Below are 20003 nucleotides of genomic sequence, written 5' to 3'. Positions count from 1 at the left end.
GACTTGTTTTGGGCACGGCGCAACTCGGGATGCCTTACGGAATCGCCAACCGGAAGGGCCAACCCGGTCCGTCGGAATCGGAGGAGATTGTTGCAGAGGCCTGGGAGAACGGTATCCGGGAATTTGATACGGCCCAGGACTATGGAACGAGCGAGACGGTTCTGGGGCAGGCCCTGAAAGCCCTGGGCCTTTCCCAAAAGGCTGGGGTTTTTACAAAATTTCATCCCTCACTCAATCATCTTCACGGACAAGCCCTCAAAGAGGCCCTTTCCGAAAGCCTTGAACGACTCGGGTTGTCCCAACTCTCCGGCATCCTCCTGCACCGGGAGAAATTCCTCGACCACTGGAACCGGGGCCTGGGAGAAACCCTTCTTCGTTTTAAGGAGGAAAAGGTCGTCCGGAAAATCGGGGTCTCGGTATACCGGCCGGAGAGGGCCCTTCAAGCCCTTGAAACAGAGGGGATCGATCTGGTTCAGGTTCCCATGAACCTCTTCGACCGCCGCTTTCTTGACCAGGGAGTTTTTGGCCTGGCGGAGAGGCTTGGGAAGGGCATCTATGTCCGCAGTATTTTTTTGCAGGGGCTCCTCCTCATGAAACCGGAAGAGTTGCCGGAGAAAATGGCCTTTGCAAAATCCATTTTGAAAAATCTCGATTCGGTTTGCCGTGAACTGGTGATGGAGCGCCCGGAACTCGCCCTGCTCTATATCAAATCGGCGGCCCCTCGCGCTTCCGTTGTCTTCGGCGCGGAGAGCGTGTCCCAACTGAAGCAAAACATTTCCTGTTGGAAAAGGGATGTTGACCCCTCCCTGCCAAAACGGATCCACATGGTTTTCGGTTCCGTCGACGACCGGATCCTGAATCCCGCGCTATGGCCTCCCCATTAAAACAGGAGGCCCGAATCAACGGCCGACATGGAACCGTTTTCTGGTTCACCGGTTTGGCGGGGGCCGGCAAGACGACCATCGGAAAATTGTTTTACCGGCGCCTGAAGAAAAACAGACAAAATGCCGTTTTCCTGGATGGCGATGTCCTTCGGAGGGTCTTCGACAGTCCTCTCGACCATTCGCTCGCGCACCGCAGAAAAATAGCGGCAAGAAACGCGCGCCTCTGCAAGGTCCTTTCGGATCAGGGAATTCACGTGGTTTGCGCGACCATTTCCCTGTTTCGGGCATTGCATGCGTGGAACAGGGCCCATATCAGGAATTACAGGGAAATCTTTGTCCGGGCCCCCATGAAAGTCCTCATCAAGAGAGACGCAAAAAAGCTCTACAGCAGGGCCTTGCGGGGAAAAATAAGAAATGTGATGGGCATCGACCTGCCGGCGGAAGAACCAAAAAATCCCGACGCCATCATCGACAACGACGGGACGCAAACGCCCGCTTCCCTGGCGCGGTTCCTTTTTTCGGCCTTTGAGGACGGGCGATTATGAAACCGGGTGATTATACGGAACTCGCCAAACACTATTTCCACAGACCCGGCTATTCCAAACAGGTCCTGAAGGCCCTTGCCCTTTACATGGACGCCGCCCGTGACGGGTTCCTCGTCGCCGATATCGGGGCGGGAACCGGCAAGTTGACCGGGATCCTCATGGATCTTGGTCTTTCCGGCTATGCCATCGAGCCCAATGAGGCGATGCGGGAAGAAGGGTTGCGTCTTTGCAGGGATCGCTCCCGGGTCAAATGGTCAAAAGGAACCGCCGAGGAAACGGGGTTGTCCGATGCCTCGGTCGACTGGATTTTGATGGCCTCGTCTTTTCACTGGACGAATTCCATCGCCGCACTCGCCGAGTTTCACCGCATTTTAAGACCGGGAGGGTTTTTTAGCGCCTTATGGAATCCGCGTGACCTGGAAAAAAGCCCCTTGCAGAAGCGGATCGAGGAAATTGTCTGTGCGATGGCGCCCGGTTTGAAGAGGGTTTCTTCCGGTGCGGAAAAATACACCCGGGGCCTCGAACAAACGCTCATCGGCACCGGCCACTTTCATCATCCAATCTTTATGGAGGCCCCGCACGAAGAAACGATGGATCGGCAAAGATACCTCGGCGTTTGGAGGTCGGTGAATGACCTGCAGGCGCAGGCCGGCGAACTCAAATTTCAGGAAATACTCGACCGGATTGAAAGTGAAATTTCGGGCCTCGATCGCATTGTTGTGCCGTACAAGACTCGCGCGTGGACTGTCCAAAAAAAACTTCAATGACGGTTCGCTTTGGAACCAAGGCGGAAACGCTGGAACGCCTCGAGGCGGTCCTAAAGTCGGCAAGGGTTCTCCCTCAAATCCGGATGACGGTGAAAGAATGGGAGGAATCGCCATCCCGAATGATCCACCGGATTCGGGAGGCCGGGTGGCTGGATGAGATTCCATTGATTGTGCGAAGCAGTGCGTATGTTGAGGATTCTTTCAAGGAATCCATGGCCGGCCGCCATCTTTCTGTAAAGGATGTGAGCGGAGAGAGGGCGGTCCGCAAGGCAATCTCAAAGGTCATTCAATCTTACGGCATCGGGAACGACGGGGACCAGGTGTTCCTTCAACCGATGTTGCAGGATGTCGCCTTAAGCGGAGTGGCCTTCAGCAGGGATCCGAATACCGGCGGACCCTACATCGTCGTTAATTACGATGATGCCGGCCGGGGGACATCCACGGTCACTTCAGGCGGATCAAACAACCTGAAGATGTTTTACTGTTACAAGCACAGAAAAGCGCCTTCTCCTCAATGGGGCAGGATCGTCAAACTGGTTTGGGAGCTGGAATCTCTCCTGGAAACGGATTCTCTTGATATCGAATTTGCCGTCGGCGCCGAAGGTCATCTCTATCTCCTGCAGGCCCGTCCTCTCGTGGGTGTTCCCAAACCCGACATCTCGACGGAAAGGCACGAAAAGGCCCTGGGGATGATTTACCGCAAGATAAAAGAATCCATGCAACCGCACCCATACCTCCACGGCTCAAAAACCATTTATGGCGTCATGCCCGACTGGAATCCGGCCGAGATGATCGGCGTTCGGCCTCGTCCCCTGACCCTGTCCCTCTATAAAGAACTGATCACGGACAGCATTTGGGCCTACCAGAGGGATAACTACGGCTATAAAAGCCTCCGAAGCTTCCCTTTATTGATCAGTTTTCACGGATTCCCTTACATCGACGTCCGCGTTGACTTCAACTCATTCGTTCCCGCGGATATTGACGCCGAGCTCTCGGAGCGTTTGGTGAATTACTACCTCAAGTCTCTTCTGGAGTCTCCGACCGACCATGACAAGGTCGAATTTGAAATTCTTTATACGTGCTACACCTTTGATTTCACCGCCCGTTCCGAAGAGCTCCGGAAAAACGGCTTCAGCAAACCGGATTGCGCCCGTTTGGAAAAAAGTCTTGGCGCGCTCACCAACAGAATTATTCACGGCGAAGACGGGCTATGGCATGAGGACCTGGAGAAGATAAATGATCTTCAAAAGCGCCATTCCGTCATCATGCAAAGCCCGCAGAACAATGTCTCGAAAATCTACTGGCTCCTGGAAGATTGCAAGCGGTACGGAACCCTTCCCTTCGCCGGTTTGGCGCGCACCGGATTCATTGCCGTGCAACTTCTTCAATCGTTACAGCGTGTCGGCATCCTTAACCGGTCCGAATATGACCTCTTTACAAGAAGTTTGAATACGATCGGCTCACAGATGAATCAGGACTTTCAATATTTAAGCCGCAAGACCTTTTTAAAAAAATACGGCCACTTGAGGCCCGGGACCTACGACATTCTGTCCCCCCGGTACGACGAGGAACCCGATCAGTACTTCACATGGGCCCCCTCCCCAAAAAAGAACCGCCGGGAAAATCGCCGATTTATTCCGTCTCCGGATCAACTGCGGCAAACCGGCAAACTTCTGAAACATCACCCGTTGCAACTGGATGCCCATGAGCTTTATGATTTCATCGGCAAGGCCGTCGCGGCAAGGGAATATGCCAAATTTATCTTTACCGTCAACGTCAGCGAGATCCTCAAATTATTCAGGGAACTGGGGAATGAAAACGGATTCAGCCCTGAACAATGCTCCTACGCGGATATCAACTGCATCAAGGAGCTTTATTCGTCGAGCGCGGATGCCGCGTCGGTTTTGAAGAAAAGCATCGCCTCGGGACAGGAAAATTATTCGCTCACAAGAAGCCTGTCCCTGCCCCCCCTGATTACGAAACCGGAGGATGTATGGCATTTCCACCTGCCCGAGAGCGCGCCGAATTTTATCACCCTCCAAAAGGCCAGAGGCCCGGTGGCCCACGTCCACCATGAGAACCGCCAAAAACTCGTCGGCAGTATTCTCATGATACCGAGCGCGGACCCGGGCTATGACTGGGTTTTCTCCCGTCGCATCGCCGCGTTGATTACGATGTACGGCGGGGCCAACTCCCACATGGCTGTCCGGGCGGGTGAACTTGGCGTTCCGGCGGTGATCGGCGCCGGGGAAATTTTCTATTCAAGATGGGCAAAGGCCGAGATGCTTGATATCGACTGTTCCGACAAGAGGGTATCCGTCATCCGATGAGGTTCATCGGCGTCACCCAGCGCGTGGGAACCTCGGAGAACAGGGAGCGTCGCGATCAACTGGATCAGCGATGGATCGCCTTCCTTTTACAATGCGGATTCACTCCTTATCCCATTCCCAATCATGTGAGATCGGCCGAGTCGCTCGTACGATCGATCGCCTGTCATGGAATCCTGTTGACGGGTGGAAATAACCTTCTTGACTATGGGGGGGATGCCCCGGAGCGCGACGAAACCGAGCTGTTTCTCCTCAAGCATGCGTTGGACAGGAATCTGCCGCTTCTCGGCATTTGCAGAGGAATGCAACTGATCCAGCATTTCTTTGGAATCCGGTTGACCCAGGTTGAGGGCCACATAACACCAACACTCAAGATCACCGTGAACGGAACCGAGCGGGAAGTTCCCAGCTACCACAGGATGGGGACGACTGAAACAACCGATGTTTTGGATGTATGGGCGGCGGCCCCTGACGGAGTCGTCAAGGCGGTTCGGCATAAAACGAGACCCATTCAAGGACTCATGTGGCACCCGGAAAGGATCCACCCGTTCGCGCCCCCGGACATCGAGTTCGTGAGAGAATTTTACACCCGGTGAAATCCTGATCGATGAAGGCCATCATCCTTGCCGCGGGTCGGGGGTCGCGACTCGGTCCCCTGACCGATGATCGCCCCAAGGCGATGGTCGCCTACAACGGCAAGCCGATGATTACCCGCATTTTGGAGACCCTGCGACACTGCCGGATCGACGATATTACGGTTGTCAAGGGATATAAGGCGGAGGCCTTGAAAACGGACGGCGCAAAAAGCATCCTCAATGAGCGGTATGCCGCAACAAACATGGTCGCCACGTTATTCTGCGCGGAACAGGAAATGGATGATGACGTCATTATTTCTTATGCAGATATCGTTTACGAGCCTGCTATTCTTCAAACGCTGATCGACGAGCCTTCCGACTTTGCCGTTGTTGTCGACAAGGAATGGAAAACCCTCTGGTCAAGAAGAGGGCTCGACCCCCTCAAGGATGCCGAGACGCTTAAGCTCAATCGACAGGGGTATATTTTGGAGATCGGGAAGAAGCCGGCGACATATCAGGAAATCCAGGGGCAATATATAGGACTTCTTAAAATCCGACGCTCGATCACGAATAGGATTCGCGCGCTTTACCGCCGGATGGACCGTGATCGCCTCTATGACGGCGCCCGATTCGATCAGATGTACATGACGACATTTATTCAGCACCTCATCCATCTTTCCGTGCCTGTGAAGGCCGTGCCGATTTCCGGCGGATGGAGGGAAATTGACACGCCGGAGGACCTGAAAACCTAGAATCCATGACTCCTTGCCTGTTTTCAACCGGAACGGCGCGGGGGGGAACGGGTCTTGTGACCCGTATGTTGTCCGTCAGTCCCCTGGTGGATATCGCCCTGGATCCCTTTCTTCCCCTTTTCCGTTCTTACCGGTCGGCCATTATCAGACATCACGGTTCGGAAAAAATGAGGCAAACCTGCAACAACCCCGATGCGCCCTTCGCGGATTACTATTTTTCCCAAGAACAGCTTGACGTGCTGGACGCCATTCAGAATGCCCCCCTGGATGTCCCGTTTCAGCGCCAGGAGCGGCCCGCCCTGCTGGACCTGCTCCGGCAGAGGGCGCGGCTCTCTTCGGGGGATCTTGTCCCCCTGATGGATTCCCTTGTCGGGGACACCTATCGCGATTTTTTTCTCAACGGCTTGCGGCTCATTCAAAAGACGCGAAAGGGCGCCAAAACCCAATGGGTCGGACTGCACGAAAATTGGACGGTCGAATTTCTTTTGCCGCTCGCCAACGCCTTCCCGGAGGGGCGGTTTTTGATCATCCTCCGGGATCCGCGCGCCGTCATCGCTTCCAATCTGCACGTTTCGAACTCTTCCGAGAGAGGGCATATTGCATCCTACGCGCGGTGCATCAGAAAACAGATGGCCTGCGCCCTCTACTATCAAACGCTTCCGGTGTTTCGAAACCGGCTCGTCCTTTTGCGCTATGAGGATCTCATCCGGGATCCGGAGGGAAAATGCAAAGAGCTGTGCCGCTTTCTCGAGATCCCTTTTCACCCGGATATGCTGGATACCCACAAGTATGTCGATCCCGCAACGGGAGAGACTTACAATGGTTACAGCAGTTTTGAGCCTGTGGCCCACGGTTTTAAAGAGCATCGCATCGGCCGATGGCGCCAACACCTCCCAAACGACCAGGTCCGGTTGATCGACTTTATTTGCGGGTTTGAGATGGAGTTCTTTGGATATGAACCGCTGGATCATTCCGAATCCGCCCCGCTGGATCCCGGGATACTTTCCGCCCTCATCAAAGACGGACAAGAGCCGAAGTCATGGCGGACCGACTTCGGTCTGCCTGAAAAAGATTATGGATTTGAATTCCTCCGGCGGGGACTTCTGCTCTCACCGGACTTTATGTTTGAGGAGCCCCTTGTGAGAAAGGCGTTTCTCTATAAAGAAGTTTATTCGGCGCTGAAGACTTCATGTCATCGGACTTGAAAAGCAAGATTACGGCAGGACTCCGGATGCAGGAGCGGGCCCGGAGGAGAATTCCGGGCATGACACAGCTCCTCTCCAAGAGACCCGATCAGTTTGCGCCGGGAGTGTGGCCGGGGTACTTCAGTCGCGCAAAGGGCGCCGAGGTCTGGGATCTGGACGGTAATCGTTATATCGACATGAGTCTGGGCGGAATCGGCGCCAATGTCCTCGGATACGCCGACCCGGATGTCGACGCCGCCGTCAAAGAGACCCTTGAGGCCGGAACGAGTTGCACGCTCAACGGCCCGGAAGAGGTCGAGTTGGCCGAACTGTTGTGCGAACTTCATCCCTGGGCGGAGATGGCGCGGTTCGCGCGCACCGGAGGAGAATCGATGGCGATCGCCGTCCGCATTGCGCGATGCCATACCGGCCGCGACAAGATCGCCTTTTGCGGTTATCATGGTTGGCACGATTGGTATCTGGCGGCAAACCTGGGGACCGAAAACGCCCTTGGGGAGCATCTTCTATCGGGCCTCAAACCTGCGGGGGTTCCGCAAGGTTTGAAGGGGACGGCCCTCCCCTTCCGCTATAATTGTCCCGATGAATTAAACACGATCATGGCCCGACATAAACGGGAAATCGCCGCCATCGTCATGGAGCCGATTCGCAACACCCAACCCCTCCCCGGCTTTCTGGAGAAGGTGCGGGCGACAGCGGACGAGGTCGGGGCGGTTCTCATCTTTGACGAGATTTCATCCGGGTTCCGGTTGGCGTGCGGAGGGGCGCACCTCGTCCTGGGCGTGACCCCCGACATGGCGGTATTCTCCAAGGCCCTGGGGAACGGCTACCCGATCGGAGCGGTCATTGGACGGGCGGAAGTCATGGAAGCGGCCCAGAATACCTTCATCAGCAGCACCTACTGGACCGAACGGATCGGCCCCACGGCGGCCCTAGCGATGATCCGAAAATACCGCCGCTACCGGGTGCAGGAACATTTGGCCGAGATCGGAGGAACCGTGCAAACCGGTTGGCGGACTTTGGGCGAAAGGCGCCGGTTGCCGCTCCAGGTGGGAGGGATCCTGCCAATGGGTCATCTTGAATTTCAGGATGCGAAGAAACTTGCCCTCAAGGCCCTGTTTGTTCAGCGAATGCTGGAGAGAGGTTATCTTGCTTCCACCGCCTTCTACTCGATGTATGCCCACCAGGCGGAACAGGTCGCCTCATACCTGAAGGCCGCCGATGAGGTTTTTAAAGAAATGGCCGATCTCCTGCAATCCGACCGGGTTGAAGAGTCCCTGAAGGGTCCACCGGCCGCGGCCGGTTTCCAACGATTGACTTGAGGCGGCAGGGCCGCCAACCAGATGATCCGAATGGCACTTCAAACCGTCCGCCGACTTCTTTGTAAAACGCAAAGAAGTTGCAAAGTAAGCATCTGAACAATGTCGTTTAAAGTTCTCATGCGGGTGGATGCCGGGCCGATTGCCGGTTACGGTCATTTTATGCGCTCGCTGGCCCTCGCCCAGGCGCTACGAAGGAAAGGCCATGATGTCCTTTTTGTGTCACAGGCCCTGTCTGACAGTCTGGTAGCCGGGCTCAAACGGCAAAAATTGACCGTAAGGCGGCTTGAATCGGGTCTGCCGCTACGGGAGGATGCCTTGGCGACAAGCCGGATGGCCGTTGCGGAATCGTGCCGGTGGATCGTGATGGACGGTTATTCTTTTGATACCGAATACCAACGCCTTTTGAAGAAAGGCGGCTCGCTCCTCTTTTGCATCGATGAACTGGCCGACCGACGTCAATTGGCCGATATTGTCCTGAATCAGACCCATGACGCCGAAAACCTGTTCACGTACAACACGGAGCAGGGCGCCGTTCTGCTCCTGGGCAGTCGCTATGCGTTGTTGCGGGAAGAGTTTCTCCGGCGGGGGCGCGCCGTCCATCCCCCAAAGCCCCGAAACCGGAACATTTTAATCACGATGGGTGCGGGAGATCGTCACAACCAGGCCGCCAGGGTCATCGAAGCGATAGCGACCGTGAATCAGGGAAGATGGCGCGTGAAAATTGTTGCGGGTGATGTGAATCCGAATGAACGCCTTCTCCGGCGCCTGATCGCCGGCCTGAACGGTTCTAATGAATTGGTCGGATCGAACGGTAATATGCCGACGCTCATGACATGGGCGGATCTGGCCGTCAGCGCCGGTGGGAGCACCTGTTGGGAGATCTGTTTTTTGGGACTGCCCGCCATTCTCATCTCCACGGCGGCAAACCAGAGGTTTATTGCGTCAAGCCTGCACGCCTCGGGATGCGCCCTGCATCTGGGGCGGCATGAGGAGGTCGTCATCCCCCAAATCGCGGAGGCCGTCTCCCGCTTGATGGAAGATCCCGCCCGGCGGACAACGATGTCCCGACGCGGCCGGGAGATTGTGGACGGCGCCGGGGCGGACCGCGCAGTGGCCGCCATGGAGGAATTTTCATGAAAGCCGGAAAAATGGCGGCGGTCCTGGCGTGCCGCAATCAATCGCTTCGCCTGTATGCGAAACCGCTTCAAACCCTGGATGTCAAAACGGGCCTGACCATTCTCGATTTCCTGATCCGTCAATTGAAGCAGATCCCCATCCTTTCAGGCATTGTCCTGGCCATTTCCGAGAAGGAAGAAAATGCCGTCTATCGGACAGTCGCGCGTCGCCACGAGATTCCCTTTGTCATCGGGGATGATCATGATGCCCTTGGCCGGCTGTTACGGGGCGCGGAATCGGTGCAAGCCGACCAGGTGTTCCGTGTGACAACGGAGAGTCCGTATTGCTACCTCGATAACCTTGAGGAGGTCTACCGGCATCATTGCGACAACGGCCTCGACCATTCCGTCATTTTGGGAGTCCCCGATGGGGCCTACTACGAAATTATCCGTTACGATGCCCTGAAGAAAAGCTGGGAGCTGGGGGAAAAGAGGCACCGGAGTGAGTTTTGCACTTCATACATTCATGAACACCCCGACCAGTTCAAGATAAAAAAACAGGGTGTCCCGGAGGAGGTCCGAAGCGGGGACGTGCGTCTGACCGTTGACTGGCCCGAGGATCTGATCGTTTTACGCAGGGTGTACGAAGATCTCCGGCTGAATCCCGACAAGCCCGTCTCCATAGAAAAGATTATCGCGTATCTTCGCTCCCATCCGGAGATCAACGCCCTCAACAACCGGATCGATTCGGGCGCGGGAAGGATCTGGTATTAAAGGATGCGCATCGTCTATTTCGGCAACAATCGGAACGGCCTCAACATCCTCCGTTGGCTTAAAGAGATGAGGGAAGAGGTTGTGGGATTGGTGATCCATCCCGACGAAAAGGGAAGGTATGTATCGGATATTGTCCGAACGGCAGAGCTCGGCAAGGACCGGATCTGGCCGGCTCCATCGCTCAAAGAGACCCGGACAATCGCCGGTCTCCGGGAGCTCCGACCCGATGTCGGCATCAGCATCAATTTTGGCTATCGTTTACAACCGGCCGTTATCGGGCTCTTCCCCCTGGGGTGCCTTAATCTTCATACGGGTTATCTCCCTTATAACCGGGGGGCCCATCCCAATGTCTGGAGCCTTGTTGAAGGGACACCGGCCGGGGTGACCCTCCATTACATGGACGAAGGGATGGATACGGGCGGGATTATCGCAAAGGAGCGGGTTGAGGCGGCCTGGACCGATACCGGGGCATCGTTATACGGCAAATTGGAGGCGGCCTCCCTCTCCCTGTTTCAAAAGACCTGGCCCCGGATCCGGCGGGGAGAGAGACTCCCCTCCACCCCTCAACAGCGAGGCGAAGGGACGTTCCACCGTGCCCGGGATCTGCAGACCCTCGATCCTATCGATCTGGACAAGCACTACCGCGCGAGGGACTTGATCAACCTGCTCCGTGCCCGGACCTTTGCGCCCTATTCGGGGGCCTATTTTGAGGAGAAGGGAGAGAAGATCTACATACGGATCTCCCTATTGAGAGAAGAAGAGATGAGAAGGGAGAGGGGGCTCCATTGACGACGCCGTCGCCTTTTATAGAAATCCAGGGCCGAAAAATAGGAACGGGGCGGCCGGCCTATATCGTGGCAGAGATATCGGCCAATCATAACCAGAGCTACGAGACCGCCGTCAAAATGGTCCATGCGGCCAAAGAGGCGGGGGCCGATGCCGTCAAATTGCAAACCTACACCCCGGACACCATGACCATTGACTGCGATAACGCCCATTTTCAGATCGGCGCGGGGAACAACTGGGCCGGCCAGACCTTATACCAGCTGTATAGCAAGGCTTATACCCCGTGGGATTGGCAACCCAGGCTGAAGCGTCTGGCCGATCAGCTCGGGTTGCACTGTTTTTCGAGCCCTTTCGATGTCACGGCGGTCGATTTTCTGGAAGAGATCGGCGTTCCGGCGTACAAGATCGCCTCGTTCGAGTTGGTGGATATTCCCCTGATTCAATATATCGCGCGGAAAGGGAGGCCGATTATCCTGTCAACCGGATTGGCGGAGCGATCGGAGATTGAAGAAGCGGTCCGGGCGATCCGTGCTACCGGTAATTCGCAAATAGCCCTTCTCAAGTGCACCAGCGCCTACCCTGCCCCTCCCGAGGAGATGAATCTCAAGACGATCCCACAGATGATCGAAGATTTTGGCGTTCCATGTGGTCTTTCGGATCATACCCTAGGCCATGCGGTGGCGGTGGCCGGCGTCGCCCTGGGCGCCTCCATCGTTGAAAAGCATTTCACCCTCTCCCGGGGCATGGAAAGTCCGGATGCAGGGTTTTCCCTGGAGCCGCATGAATTCAGGGATCTCGTGGACGGTATTCGCACCGTGGAGAAGGCCATGGGCCAGGTGCGGTATCACCCCACGGCAAAAGAACTCAACAACCGGGTCTTCCGCCGGTCCCTTTTCGTGGTTCAGGATGTGAAGGCGGGGGACAGGATCTCATCGGAAAATGTTCGGTCGATCCGCCCGGGAAACGGTCTGCCTCCCCGGCGCTATCCCGAGGTCGTAAACAGGAGATTCACGCGGGATGTGCGGCGCGGGACTCCGCTTGCGGCCGATCTTGTTGAGATGAAAACCGTTTAGTCTCATGAACACAGCGGACAAAATGGCGCTTCGACACGACACCGGCACAGTTGCAATCGGGAGAGAGGATATCTTTGCCGTTTGGAACAATATGGAACGCGCCGTCAAAAGGGTGGAGGACGAGAACCTCGGCGAGGCCATGATGAGCCTTATGAAAAAACTCTTTCCGTTACCTTTAAGCCTCACCGGAAACGGGGTTCGCCAAGCCTTCGATATCTTAAGCGAGGTTGCGGTAATAAAAAGACGGGAGATCCCTACAGGGTATCAGGCGTTCGATTGGAAGGTCCCCAGGGAATGGAATATTCAGGGGGCTTCCATCAGGAATTCACGGGGCGAGACGATCGTGGATTTAAAGAATTCAAATTTGCATGTGCTGAACTACAGTATTCCGTATTCGGGGAGACTGACCCTTGAGGAATTGCGCCCTCATCTTTTTACGAATCCGGATCAGCCTGACGCCATCCCTTATGTGACCAGCTATTACCGGGAGCAATGGGGGTTCTGCTTAAGTCAAAGACAGCTCGATTCCCTCCCGGATGATGTCTATGAAGTCTTCATCGACAGCCGTTTGTCCCAAGGCTCTCTGACCCTGGCCGATGCGGTGATTCCCGGTTTTTCAGACAGGGAAATTCTCTTTTCGACTTATATCTGCCATCCCTCGCAGGCGGACGACAACCTCTCGGGAGTCGTCCTCACCGCATTTCTCTGCAACATTCTCTCGCCGATGAAACTGCGCTACACGTATCGCTTTGTCTTCGTCCCGGAGACAATCGGCGCCATCGTCTACCTGCATCAGGAAGGAGACCATCTGCGCAAGAAACTCCATGCCGGTTATGTGCTCACCTGCGTCGGCGATCCGGGCCCCTACACCTACAAACGGTCGTTGCGGGCCGACACCATCGCGGACCGGGCGGCCGAACATTGTCTGGGCCATCTTGGAAAGGACGGCCGGGTGAACATCGTCGATTTTTTCCCCAGCGGCAGTGATGAAACGCAATACTGCTCTCCCGGCTTCGCCCTTCCGGTGGGATCGCTGATGAGGTCCCGATACCAGAAATTTCCGGAGTATCATTCGTCGCTCGACAACATGAATTTTGTCAAGCCGGACGCCATGGCGGATTCATTAAGAATGTGCCTAAGGATTATTCAGGCGCTTGAACTGAACGACACTTTTCTGAACCGATCCCCTTATTGTGAACCGCATTTGAGCAAACATAAATTGTATCCCACGATCGGGGCGGGACAATTTTTACCAAAAGATGTTGAGAGAACAAGATATCTGCTGGCTTATTCGAATGGGGAGCGGGACCTCATCAGTATCGCTTCATCCGCCAATCAGCCGGTCTGGAGTTTTGCCCCTCAAATTGAGGCCCTGGTCAAGGCAGGTCTTCTGGGGACAGCATCGTGAGGAGCGTTCTCTACGTTTCGGAATCCTATACCCCGCACGACAGGCGGTTTTTGAAGGCGATCGGCCGGCAGATCGGGAAGACATGGTTTGCCCCCGTCAATGGTTCTCAAGTCCTGAAGAATCTGACCCTTCCCCCTTCCGTCGCTCTCTGGCCCGGAATCGGTCAGCCGGTGAGCCTGTGGCAGGAACTCGCAGAGCGCCACGATGTCCACGTCGTCCACGCGGGTCCTTTAAACAGCGTGTTGCCCCGGATCGTCGGACAGATCGATCGGCCGTTGGTCGGAATGTCATGGGGAAGCGACATCCTGGCCATGGATTCGGAAACGGCGGATTCAAGAGAACAATTGCTCCGAAATCTTCTTGAGGTGAACGCACTGATTGTCGATTGCGGGTCCGTTCTGAAAAAACTCGATGGATGGATGCCCGATCTCCGCATTCCGACCATGCGGTTCCCATGGGGAGTGGAGCTGGATCGGTTCCGGGATCTGCCCGGAACCCGTTCCCGCGCGCTTCGACAAGGCCTGGGATGGACCGACAATACGGTGTTGATTTCCACGCGATCGTGGTTGCCCCATTATGGAATTCCGGTTCTCGTTGAAGCCTTTTCCCTTCTTCGGGAGCGACTTCCGAAAGTCAGGCTGATCCTGGCCGGAGACGGCCCGTTGCGGGACGAGATCCGTAAGCAGATCAAACAGTTGAAATTGGACGGAAGTATTCACTCCCCCGGGTGGATCGACGAGGAGGAGCTTCCCGTATGGTACGGCGCCTCCGATTTTTACATCAGCTCTTCATTGCGGGACGGGAGTTCCGTCTCCCTGCTTGAGGCGATGGCCTGCGGCCTGCCGGTTATCGTCCACCGGGAACACGGCAATCTTGAATGGGTCAGGGATGGGGAAAACGGCTGGCTGGTCGATTGCGCCAGCGCGAAGGATATTTGCGCGGCCGTCCTGAACGCCGTTTCCGGAAAAACCCGGCGGGAAGAGATGGGAACGGCAAATCGGAAAAAAATCATGAAAGAGGCGGACTGGGAACGCCATGCCCAAAACATCCCGCGAGCCTACCGTATGGCCCGGGAGCATTATCAGAACAGGAAAAGCCGGCGACCGGAAAAAAATTCCGCGGTGCAATGATCCAATCCCTTGAAAAATCTTTTTTGGGAGGGAAATACACGGTGATCGCCGAGATTGCCGGGGGCCACATGGGTTCGCCGGATCAGTGTCTGGAGCTCGTTCTCGCGGCCATCCGGTGCCGTGCGGACGCCGTCAAATTCCAGTTCTACAAGGCGGACGAACTTTGCAACCCCGACCACGCCGATTACGCCCTTTTCAAGAAACTGGAATTCGGAATGGACACATGGAGGAAGATCTTCGCGAGATTGCGCGAGGCCGGAGTAGCAATCTTTGCCGATATTTTCGGCCCCGATTCCTTTGAAGAGGCCCGAACGCTCGGGACCGATGCCTTCAAACTGCATGCGGCGGATCTGGACAACGCCTGTCTCGTGGAGGCGGTTGCAAAGTCGGGAAAGCCGGTTCTTTTGGGCATTGGCGGCCACAAACGCGTTGAAATCTACCGAACGGTCAAACGGATCCGTTCATTTTCCCCCGACAGCCCCGTTGTTTTCCTGCCGGGGCACCAGTTATTCCCGACCCCTCCCTCGGAGCACAGCCTGGATGAGATCAGGTGGTTTTCCCAAACCTATAAAGATATGGGCGTGATCGTCGGTTGCGCCGATCACATTGACGGAGGAGACCCTTTGGCCGTTGCCTTTCCGTTGGCGGCCATCGGGGCCGGGGCGGTCGTCATCGAAAAACATCTGACCCTTGACCGCTCCCGGCGCTGGGAGGACTATGAGTCGGCTGTGGAACCGGAGGATTTTGCCCGACTCGTCTCTCTCGTCCGGGGGCTCGAGGCCGTCAGCCGTAAATTTCCCGTCTGGACGGAAGGGCGGCAGAGGTATCGGGAAAAGGCGGCCAAGACATACTTTTCCGCCGGCGCGCTGGAGGCCGGCGCACCCCTTGAGTGTGAAAAGCTGAAATTCGTTCGCCCCACGAAATTTTCCAATCCCCTCCCCTCGGACTTTGTCTCCCGGCGGCGGACCGCCGGGCGAATAGGAAAAAACAGCCTCATCAACGGTCTCGATATCCGGCAGAATGTCGGGATTCTCATCAACTGCAGGACCCAATCCACCCGGCTCCCCCAAAAGGCCTTGAAAAAGATCTGCGGGAGGGAAACGATTGCCCTCTTGATCGAGAGGATGAAACACTGTTCCCGGGCAGACCAGGTCATCCTCTGCACCACGGAAAAACCGGAAGACGACATCCTTGCAGAAATTGCCGCCCGGGAGGGGATCCGGGTTTTTCGGGGACCGGATGAAAATGTAGCCCATCGGTTGCTCCTCGCCGGACAAAAATTCGGCCTCGACCATGTGGTTCGCGTCACCGGAGACGACCTCTTGCGGGACGTTCCCCTGATCGATCGGGCAATCGAATCCCACCTGAAGAATCACGCCGATTACACGGCGATGACCGGGGTTACCTACAGTTGCGATACGGAGATTATCAGCCTGCGGGCCCTGGAAACCATCGTTGAAAGGGCGGGCTACCCCGAAAACACCGAATATCTCACCTGGTATCTGGATGATGAGACCGCCTTTGTCGTGAATAAATTTGAGGCCCCGTCCGAATATCGGCGGGACTACCGGCTGACCCTCGACACCGAGGAGGATCTCAACCTCTTCAAGGCGCTCCACGAAGCCTTGTACCGGCCCGGGAAACCGGTGGACTTGAGGGAGGCGCTGAATTATATGGATCAACATCCGGAGACGGCGAGGATGAACGCGCACATCCGGCCGAAGTTGTCCCGAAGCGAACTGGATACGAGTTTGAAAATCTGATGGGAACCATCAAAATCAGCGGCCGGGAGATCGGCGCCGATCATCCGACCTACTTCGTCGCGGACATCGCCGCCAATCATGACGGAGACCTGGATCGGGCAAAAAAACTGATCGGTCTGGCCAAAGAGGCGAAGGCCGATGCCGCCAAATTCCAGAATTTCCAGGCCCCCAAAATCGTGAGCGATTACGGATTCAGGAACCTTGGCCGGCGGCAGGCCCATCAGTCCGGCTGGAAAAAATCGGTCTTCGAGGCCTACCAAGACTACAGTATTTCACGGGACTGGACCCCCGTTTTAAAGGAAGAATGCGCCCGGGTCGGGATCGATTATTTCTCCTCGCCTTACGACTTCGAGAGCGTCGACCATCTTGATCCCTTTGTCGATGTCTACAAGATAGGCTCGGGGGACATTACCTGGATTGAGATGCTCCAATACATTGCGGGAAAAGGGAAACCTGTACTCCTCGCCACCGGGGCCGCTTCGCCCGATGATGTCCGGTTGGCTGTCGAATCTATTCTTAAAATCAATCCCCATCTTGTACTCATGCAGTGCAACACGAATTACACCGCAAGCCCGGAAAACTACAAATACGTGAATCTTCGTGTCCTCCAAACCTACCGATCTCTCTATCCCGATCTTGTCCTTGGACTCTCGGACCATACATTCGGCCCGGCTACGACCCTAGGAGCCGTGGCCCTTGGAGCAAGGGTCGTGGAAAAACATTTCACGGATGACAATAATCGCGAGGGGCCGGACCACAAATTCGCCATGAATCCCACAACGTGGCGGGAAATGGTGGAGCTGACAAGGCTTCTGGAGGTCTCGCTGGGAGACGGGGTGAAACGGGTTGAAGAAAACGAGAGGGAGAGTCTTGTTGTCCAGCAGCGTTGTCTCCGGGCAAAATGCGACCTGCCCGCAGGTCATCTGTTGCAACGCAAAGATATCGACGTGCTCCGCCCGGCGCCGGAAGGAAGCATCAAGCCCCCGTCTCTCGACGCCGTCGTGGGCCGCAAAACGATTCACAGGATTGTCGGGGGGGACGTGATCCGATGGACCAGCCTGGAACAATAGCAAAAGAAATCCGGTTGAATCCTCTCACGGATAAAGAGGTGACGCCGGATTATGTCTCCTGGCTGAACAACCCTGAAATTCGCCGATATCTCGGGATCCGTCATCGCCGCGAACCGCTGAAGCAGGAGGACGTAATCCGGTTTCTGGAGGACTGCGAGTCCAAAAAACGCCACCACTGGGGGATTTATTATCAGGGGCGGCATATCGGCAATGTCTCCTGCTCCGCCTGGAGTCGTGAGAACAGGTGGATTGACATCTCTTACCTCATCGGCGATAGAAACGTTCAGGGAAGGGGAATTGCCACTTTGGCCGTGGGGGCGGCCATGAGATATCTTTTTGAAAGAAGGGAGTACCACCGGGTTCAGGCCGGCGCGATTGTCGAAAACAGGGCCTCCATCCGCGTCATGGAAAAACTGCGGATGCGCAAAGACGCCCAACTGCGCGGGAACGCGTATCTTCCGGCCGAGAACCGGTTTGCGGATGAAGTGATTTACAGCGCCCTGAAAGAGGAGTGGATTCCCCCCTTTGCGGAAATTAACGATATCCCTGTTTTGCCCATGCGCTGGGAAAAAACCAACACAAAAAAGGAGTCACGATGCAAAAACTAAGAATCAGAAAAGGCAAGGGGTTTGAGAAGAGCCCGCTTGCGGCAGTATACCAATCCGGCGATCTGACCATTGAGGCCGATCCCGATGTGACCCGCCTGAATTTCCCCGACGGCCGATCCGCTTTTTTGGCGGGGCGGGTTATCGGCATTCGTAGCGCCTCCGGAGCCCTCGAGGGGGCCTCGCCGGGCTCTCTTCAGGATTATATCTCTTCGCATTCCGTGGAAGAGTGCCGCAATGTTTTCGAGGGACGCTATCTCCTTGCCGTCGTCCGGGAGGGCGGCTGTGAGACAACGCTCGATCAGTTTGCGCAGTCGGATCTCTTCATCGTGAAATCTCCGGAGGGGGTTCTTCTGGCCAACGACCTTGACCTTCTCCCGGTTCGAAAGTGCGGCCGATACAACCAGGAGGCGATCGCCCATTTTCTCACCGTCTACGGCTACCGTCCCCCCAAGCAACATACCTTCTACTCGGGTATCAGCCGGCTCGGCGTGGGACAGACCGCGCGCCTCCGGGGAACCTCCCTTGAAATAGGGGAATCGGAATTCAAAGGGACCCCCATCGGCCTTTACGGCGATCGGGAACTGGAGGAATACTCGGAGACGCTCCTCGATGCGGTGGAAAAGCGGGGGTCCCGTTACGGCAACGTCGTTTATCTCTCCTCGGGATGGGACTCGACCTCTCTGCTCGCCTGTCTCGTTCATCTTTTCGGCGCCCGGAAGGTCCGCGCGGTCATCGGACGGATGAACTACAACGAACGGAGCGGCATCATCAACCAGTTCGAACTGGACCGCGCGAAAAAGGTCGCGGACTATTTTGGAGTGCGTCTGGACATTGCGGAATTCGACTATTGGAAAAAAGGGCCGGAATACCTTGAGGAGTGCCGCGGCGCCTTCCGATCGCAACATATTTCAAGCATTACCGCTTTGAACCACATGCGCCTGGCGGCAAAAATCGCCCAGACCTCCGACGGCGGCGAATCGGCGTTTGTCGGTGAAATCAGCGACGGGGCGCACAATCTGGGGTTCAGCCAATTCGTCACCGTCTTTCACCCCGATCTGGGATTTCGTGAATATGCCGATAAAATGGCAAGCTATTTGTATGGACCGACCTTCCTCGGTTTGTTGGAAAAGGGAACCTTTAAAAATGACCCCATCTATAACCTCATTCGCTCCAACGCAAAAGGCTGTGAATTCGACGAACCGGCGGGTGGAGGCTCCATCCGGAGACAGGTTTTGGAAAGCTTCTTTTTGAGAAACAGCCGAATCCCCCTCTTTTCCCGACGGAACGTAAAACTCCTCACCAAAAAAGGCCAGGACCATCACAACGAAACAATGGGGGTTTACCTGGCCAGGGCCTCCCGGGAGGCAACCCCTGAAACCCTCTATGCCTGGTACCTCCACCTGTACAATTCATTCCATTGGCAGGGATCCACCGTGGCCTGCATCGATCTTGCCGGAGACAAGTATGGGATCAATGTCCAAACACCGTTCCGGGACAGCCGCCTCATTGATTTTCTGTCGGCGATGCCGGAAGATTGGGGCCGCGGCCTGGACATCCGGCCGACCAAATACCCCCTGAAGTGGATGCTCAAGAACAAGATCGATTATCCTCTACATCTCCAGGTCGGTCCCCATTCCTATCTCTATGACGTGGACCCGAACTTCAACCATTCGGCCGAAATTCTGTACGGATCCTCCTTTACCTCCTATCACAAGAAACAACTGGCCGGTCGTTTCTACGAGCGGATGCTGGACCCGGAGATCTTCGATATGAACCACATCAATACCGTGACCAAGAACTATCTCGACGGGAAAGAGGCAACCGGATCGGAACGAAACGACCTCTTTTCCCTCTGCATGCTGGATTGGGCCAGCGACTACTTGAGGGATGTCAGGTAGGGCA

18 protein-coding genes are annotated in these 20003 nt (G+C 55.8%); all 18 read left to right on the top strand.

Features of this window, described 5'->3' with window-relative positions; genetic code table 11:
- The first annotated feature begins 29 nt into the window (after window positions 1-29).
- The 18 genes from HYU99_03290 to HYU99_03205 all read left to right on the top strand — a co-directional run bounded on the left by HYU99_03290 (window position 30) and on the right by HYU99_03205 (window position 19999).
- Window positions 30-884 (top strand): aldo/keto reductase, encoded by an 855-nt coding sequence (locus HYU99_03290; protein ID MBI2339381.1) that lies wholly within the window; start codon window positions 30-32, stop codon window positions 882-884.
- Window positions 869-1429, top strand: a complete 561-nt coding sequence (locus HYU99_03285; protein MBI2339380.1) for an adenylyl-sulfate kinase — start codon at window positions 869-871, stop codon at window positions 1427-1429. Before HYU99_03290 ends, HYU99_03285 begins: the two co-directional genes overlap by 16 nt.
- Window positions 1426-2196: a class I SAM-dependent methyltransferase gene (locus HYU99_03280; protein MBI2339379.1), complete on the top strand. Its 771-nt coding sequence runs from the start codon at window positions 1426-1428 to the stop codon at window positions 2194-2196. Before HYU99_03285 ends, HYU99_03280 begins: the two co-directional genes overlap by 4 nt.
- Window positions 2193-4526 (top strand): phosphoenolpyruvate synthase, encoded by a 2334-nt coding sequence (locus tag HYU99_03275; protein MBI2339378.1) that lies wholly within the window; start codon window positions 2193-2195, stop codon window positions 4524-4526. Before HYU99_03280 ends, HYU99_03275 begins: the two co-directional genes overlap by 4 nt.
- Window positions 4523-5119 carry a gamma-glutamyl-gamma-aminobutyrate hydrolase family protein gene (locus tag HYU99_03270; protein ID MBI2339377.1) on the top strand — a complete coding sequence of 199 codons (597 nt, stop codon included), beginning with the start codon at window positions 4523-4525 and terminating at the stop codon, window positions 5117-5119. The genes HYU99_03275 and HYU99_03270 overlap by 4 nt, the downstream gene beginning before the upstream one ends.
- 11 nt (window positions 5120-5130) lie before the next feature.
- Window positions 5131-5850, top strand: coding sequence for a phosphocholine cytidylyltransferase family protein (locus tag HYU99_03265; GenBank protein ID MBI2339376.1), 720 nt, complete (start codon window positions 5131-5133; stop codon window positions 5848-5850).
- Between the two features lie 5 nt (window positions 5851-5855).
- On the top strand, window positions 5856-7055 hold the full coding sequence (locus tag HYU99_03260; protein MBI2339375.1) for a sulfotransferase: 1200 nt from the start codon (window positions 5856-5858) through the stop codon (window positions 7053-7055).
- Window positions 7040-8374, top strand: a complete 1335-nt coding sequence (locus tag HYU99_03255; GenBank protein ID MBI2339374.1) for an aminotransferase class III-fold pyridoxal phosphate-dependent enzyme — start codon at window positions 7040-7042, stop codon at window positions 8372-8374. The genes HYU99_03260 and HYU99_03255 overlap by 16 nt, the downstream gene beginning before the upstream one ends.
- 99 nt (window positions 8375-8473) lie before the next feature.
- A complete protein-coding gene (pseG, locus tag HYU99_03250; GenBank protein MBI2339373.1) occupies window positions 8474-9511 on the top strand; it encodes a UDP-2,4-diacetamido-2,4,6-trideoxy-beta-L-altropyranose hydrolase in 1038 nt (345 codons plus the stop codon).
- Entirely contained in the window at window positions 9508-10263 is a 756-nt protein-coding gene (locus tag HYU99_03245) for an acylneuraminate cytidylyltransferase (GenBank protein ID MBI2339372.1), read from the top strand. The genes pseG and HYU99_03245 overlap by 4 nt, the downstream gene beginning before the upstream one ends.
- 3 nt (window positions 10264-10266) lie before the next feature.
- A complete protein-coding gene (locus tag HYU99_03240; protein MBI2339371.1) occupies window positions 10267-11052 on the top strand; it encodes a hypothetical protein in 786 nt (261 codons plus the stop codon).
- On the top strand, window positions 11049-12122 hold the full coding sequence (gene pseI / locus HYU99_03235; protein MBI2339370.1) for a pseudaminic acid synthase: 1074 nt from the start codon (window positions 11049-11051) through the stop codon (window positions 12120-12122). Before HYU99_03240 ends, pseI begins: the two co-directional genes overlap by 4 nt.
- 4 nt (window positions 12123-12126) lie before the next feature.
- A complete protein-coding gene (locus HYU99_03230; protein ID MBI2339369.1) occupies window positions 12127-13530 on the top strand; it encodes a DUF4910 domain-containing protein in 1404 nt (467 codons plus the stop codon).
- A complete protein-coding gene (locus tag HYU99_03225) occupies window positions 13527-14660 on the top strand; it encodes a glycosyltransferase family 4 protein (GenBank protein MBI2339368.1) in 1134 nt (377 codons plus the stop codon). Before HYU99_03230 ends, HYU99_03225 begins: the two co-directional genes overlap by 4 nt.
- The gene (locus HYU99_03220; protein ID MBI2339367.1) at window positions 14657-16423 is read left to right on the top strand and encodes an N-acetylneuraminate synthase family protein; all 1767 of its coding nucleotides are present in this window, start codon (window positions 14657-14659) and stop codon (window positions 16421-16423) included. Before HYU99_03225 ends, HYU99_03220 begins: the two co-directional genes overlap by 4 nt.
- A complete protein-coding gene (locus HYU99_03215) occupies window positions 16423-17493 on the top strand; it encodes an N-acetylneuraminate synthase family protein (protein ID MBI2339366.1) in 1071 nt (356 codons plus the stop codon). Before HYU99_03220 ends, HYU99_03215 begins: the two co-directional genes overlap by 1 nt.
- Window positions 17472-18101 (top strand): GNAT family N-acetyltransferase, encoded by a 630-nt coding sequence (locus tag HYU99_03210; GenBank protein ID MBI2339365.1) that lies wholly within the window; start codon window positions 17472-17474, stop codon window positions 18099-18101. Before HYU99_03215 ends, HYU99_03210 begins: the two co-directional genes overlap by 22 nt.
- Window positions 18089-19999 (top strand): hypothetical protein, encoded by a 1911-nt coding sequence (locus HYU99_03205; GenBank protein MBI2339364.1) that lies wholly within the window; start codon window positions 18089-18091, stop codon window positions 19997-19999. Before HYU99_03210 ends, HYU99_03205 begins: the two co-directional genes overlap by 13 nt.
- The last annotated feature ends 4 nt before the right edge of the window (window positions 20000-20003 follow it).

It is taken from the genome of Deltaproteobacteria bacterium, assembly GCA_016183175.1.
Classification (GTDB): domain Bacteria; phylum UBA10199; class UBA10199; order UBA10199; family SBBF01; genus JACPFC01.
This window is presented reverse-complemented; position numbering and strand designations above follow the sequence as displayed.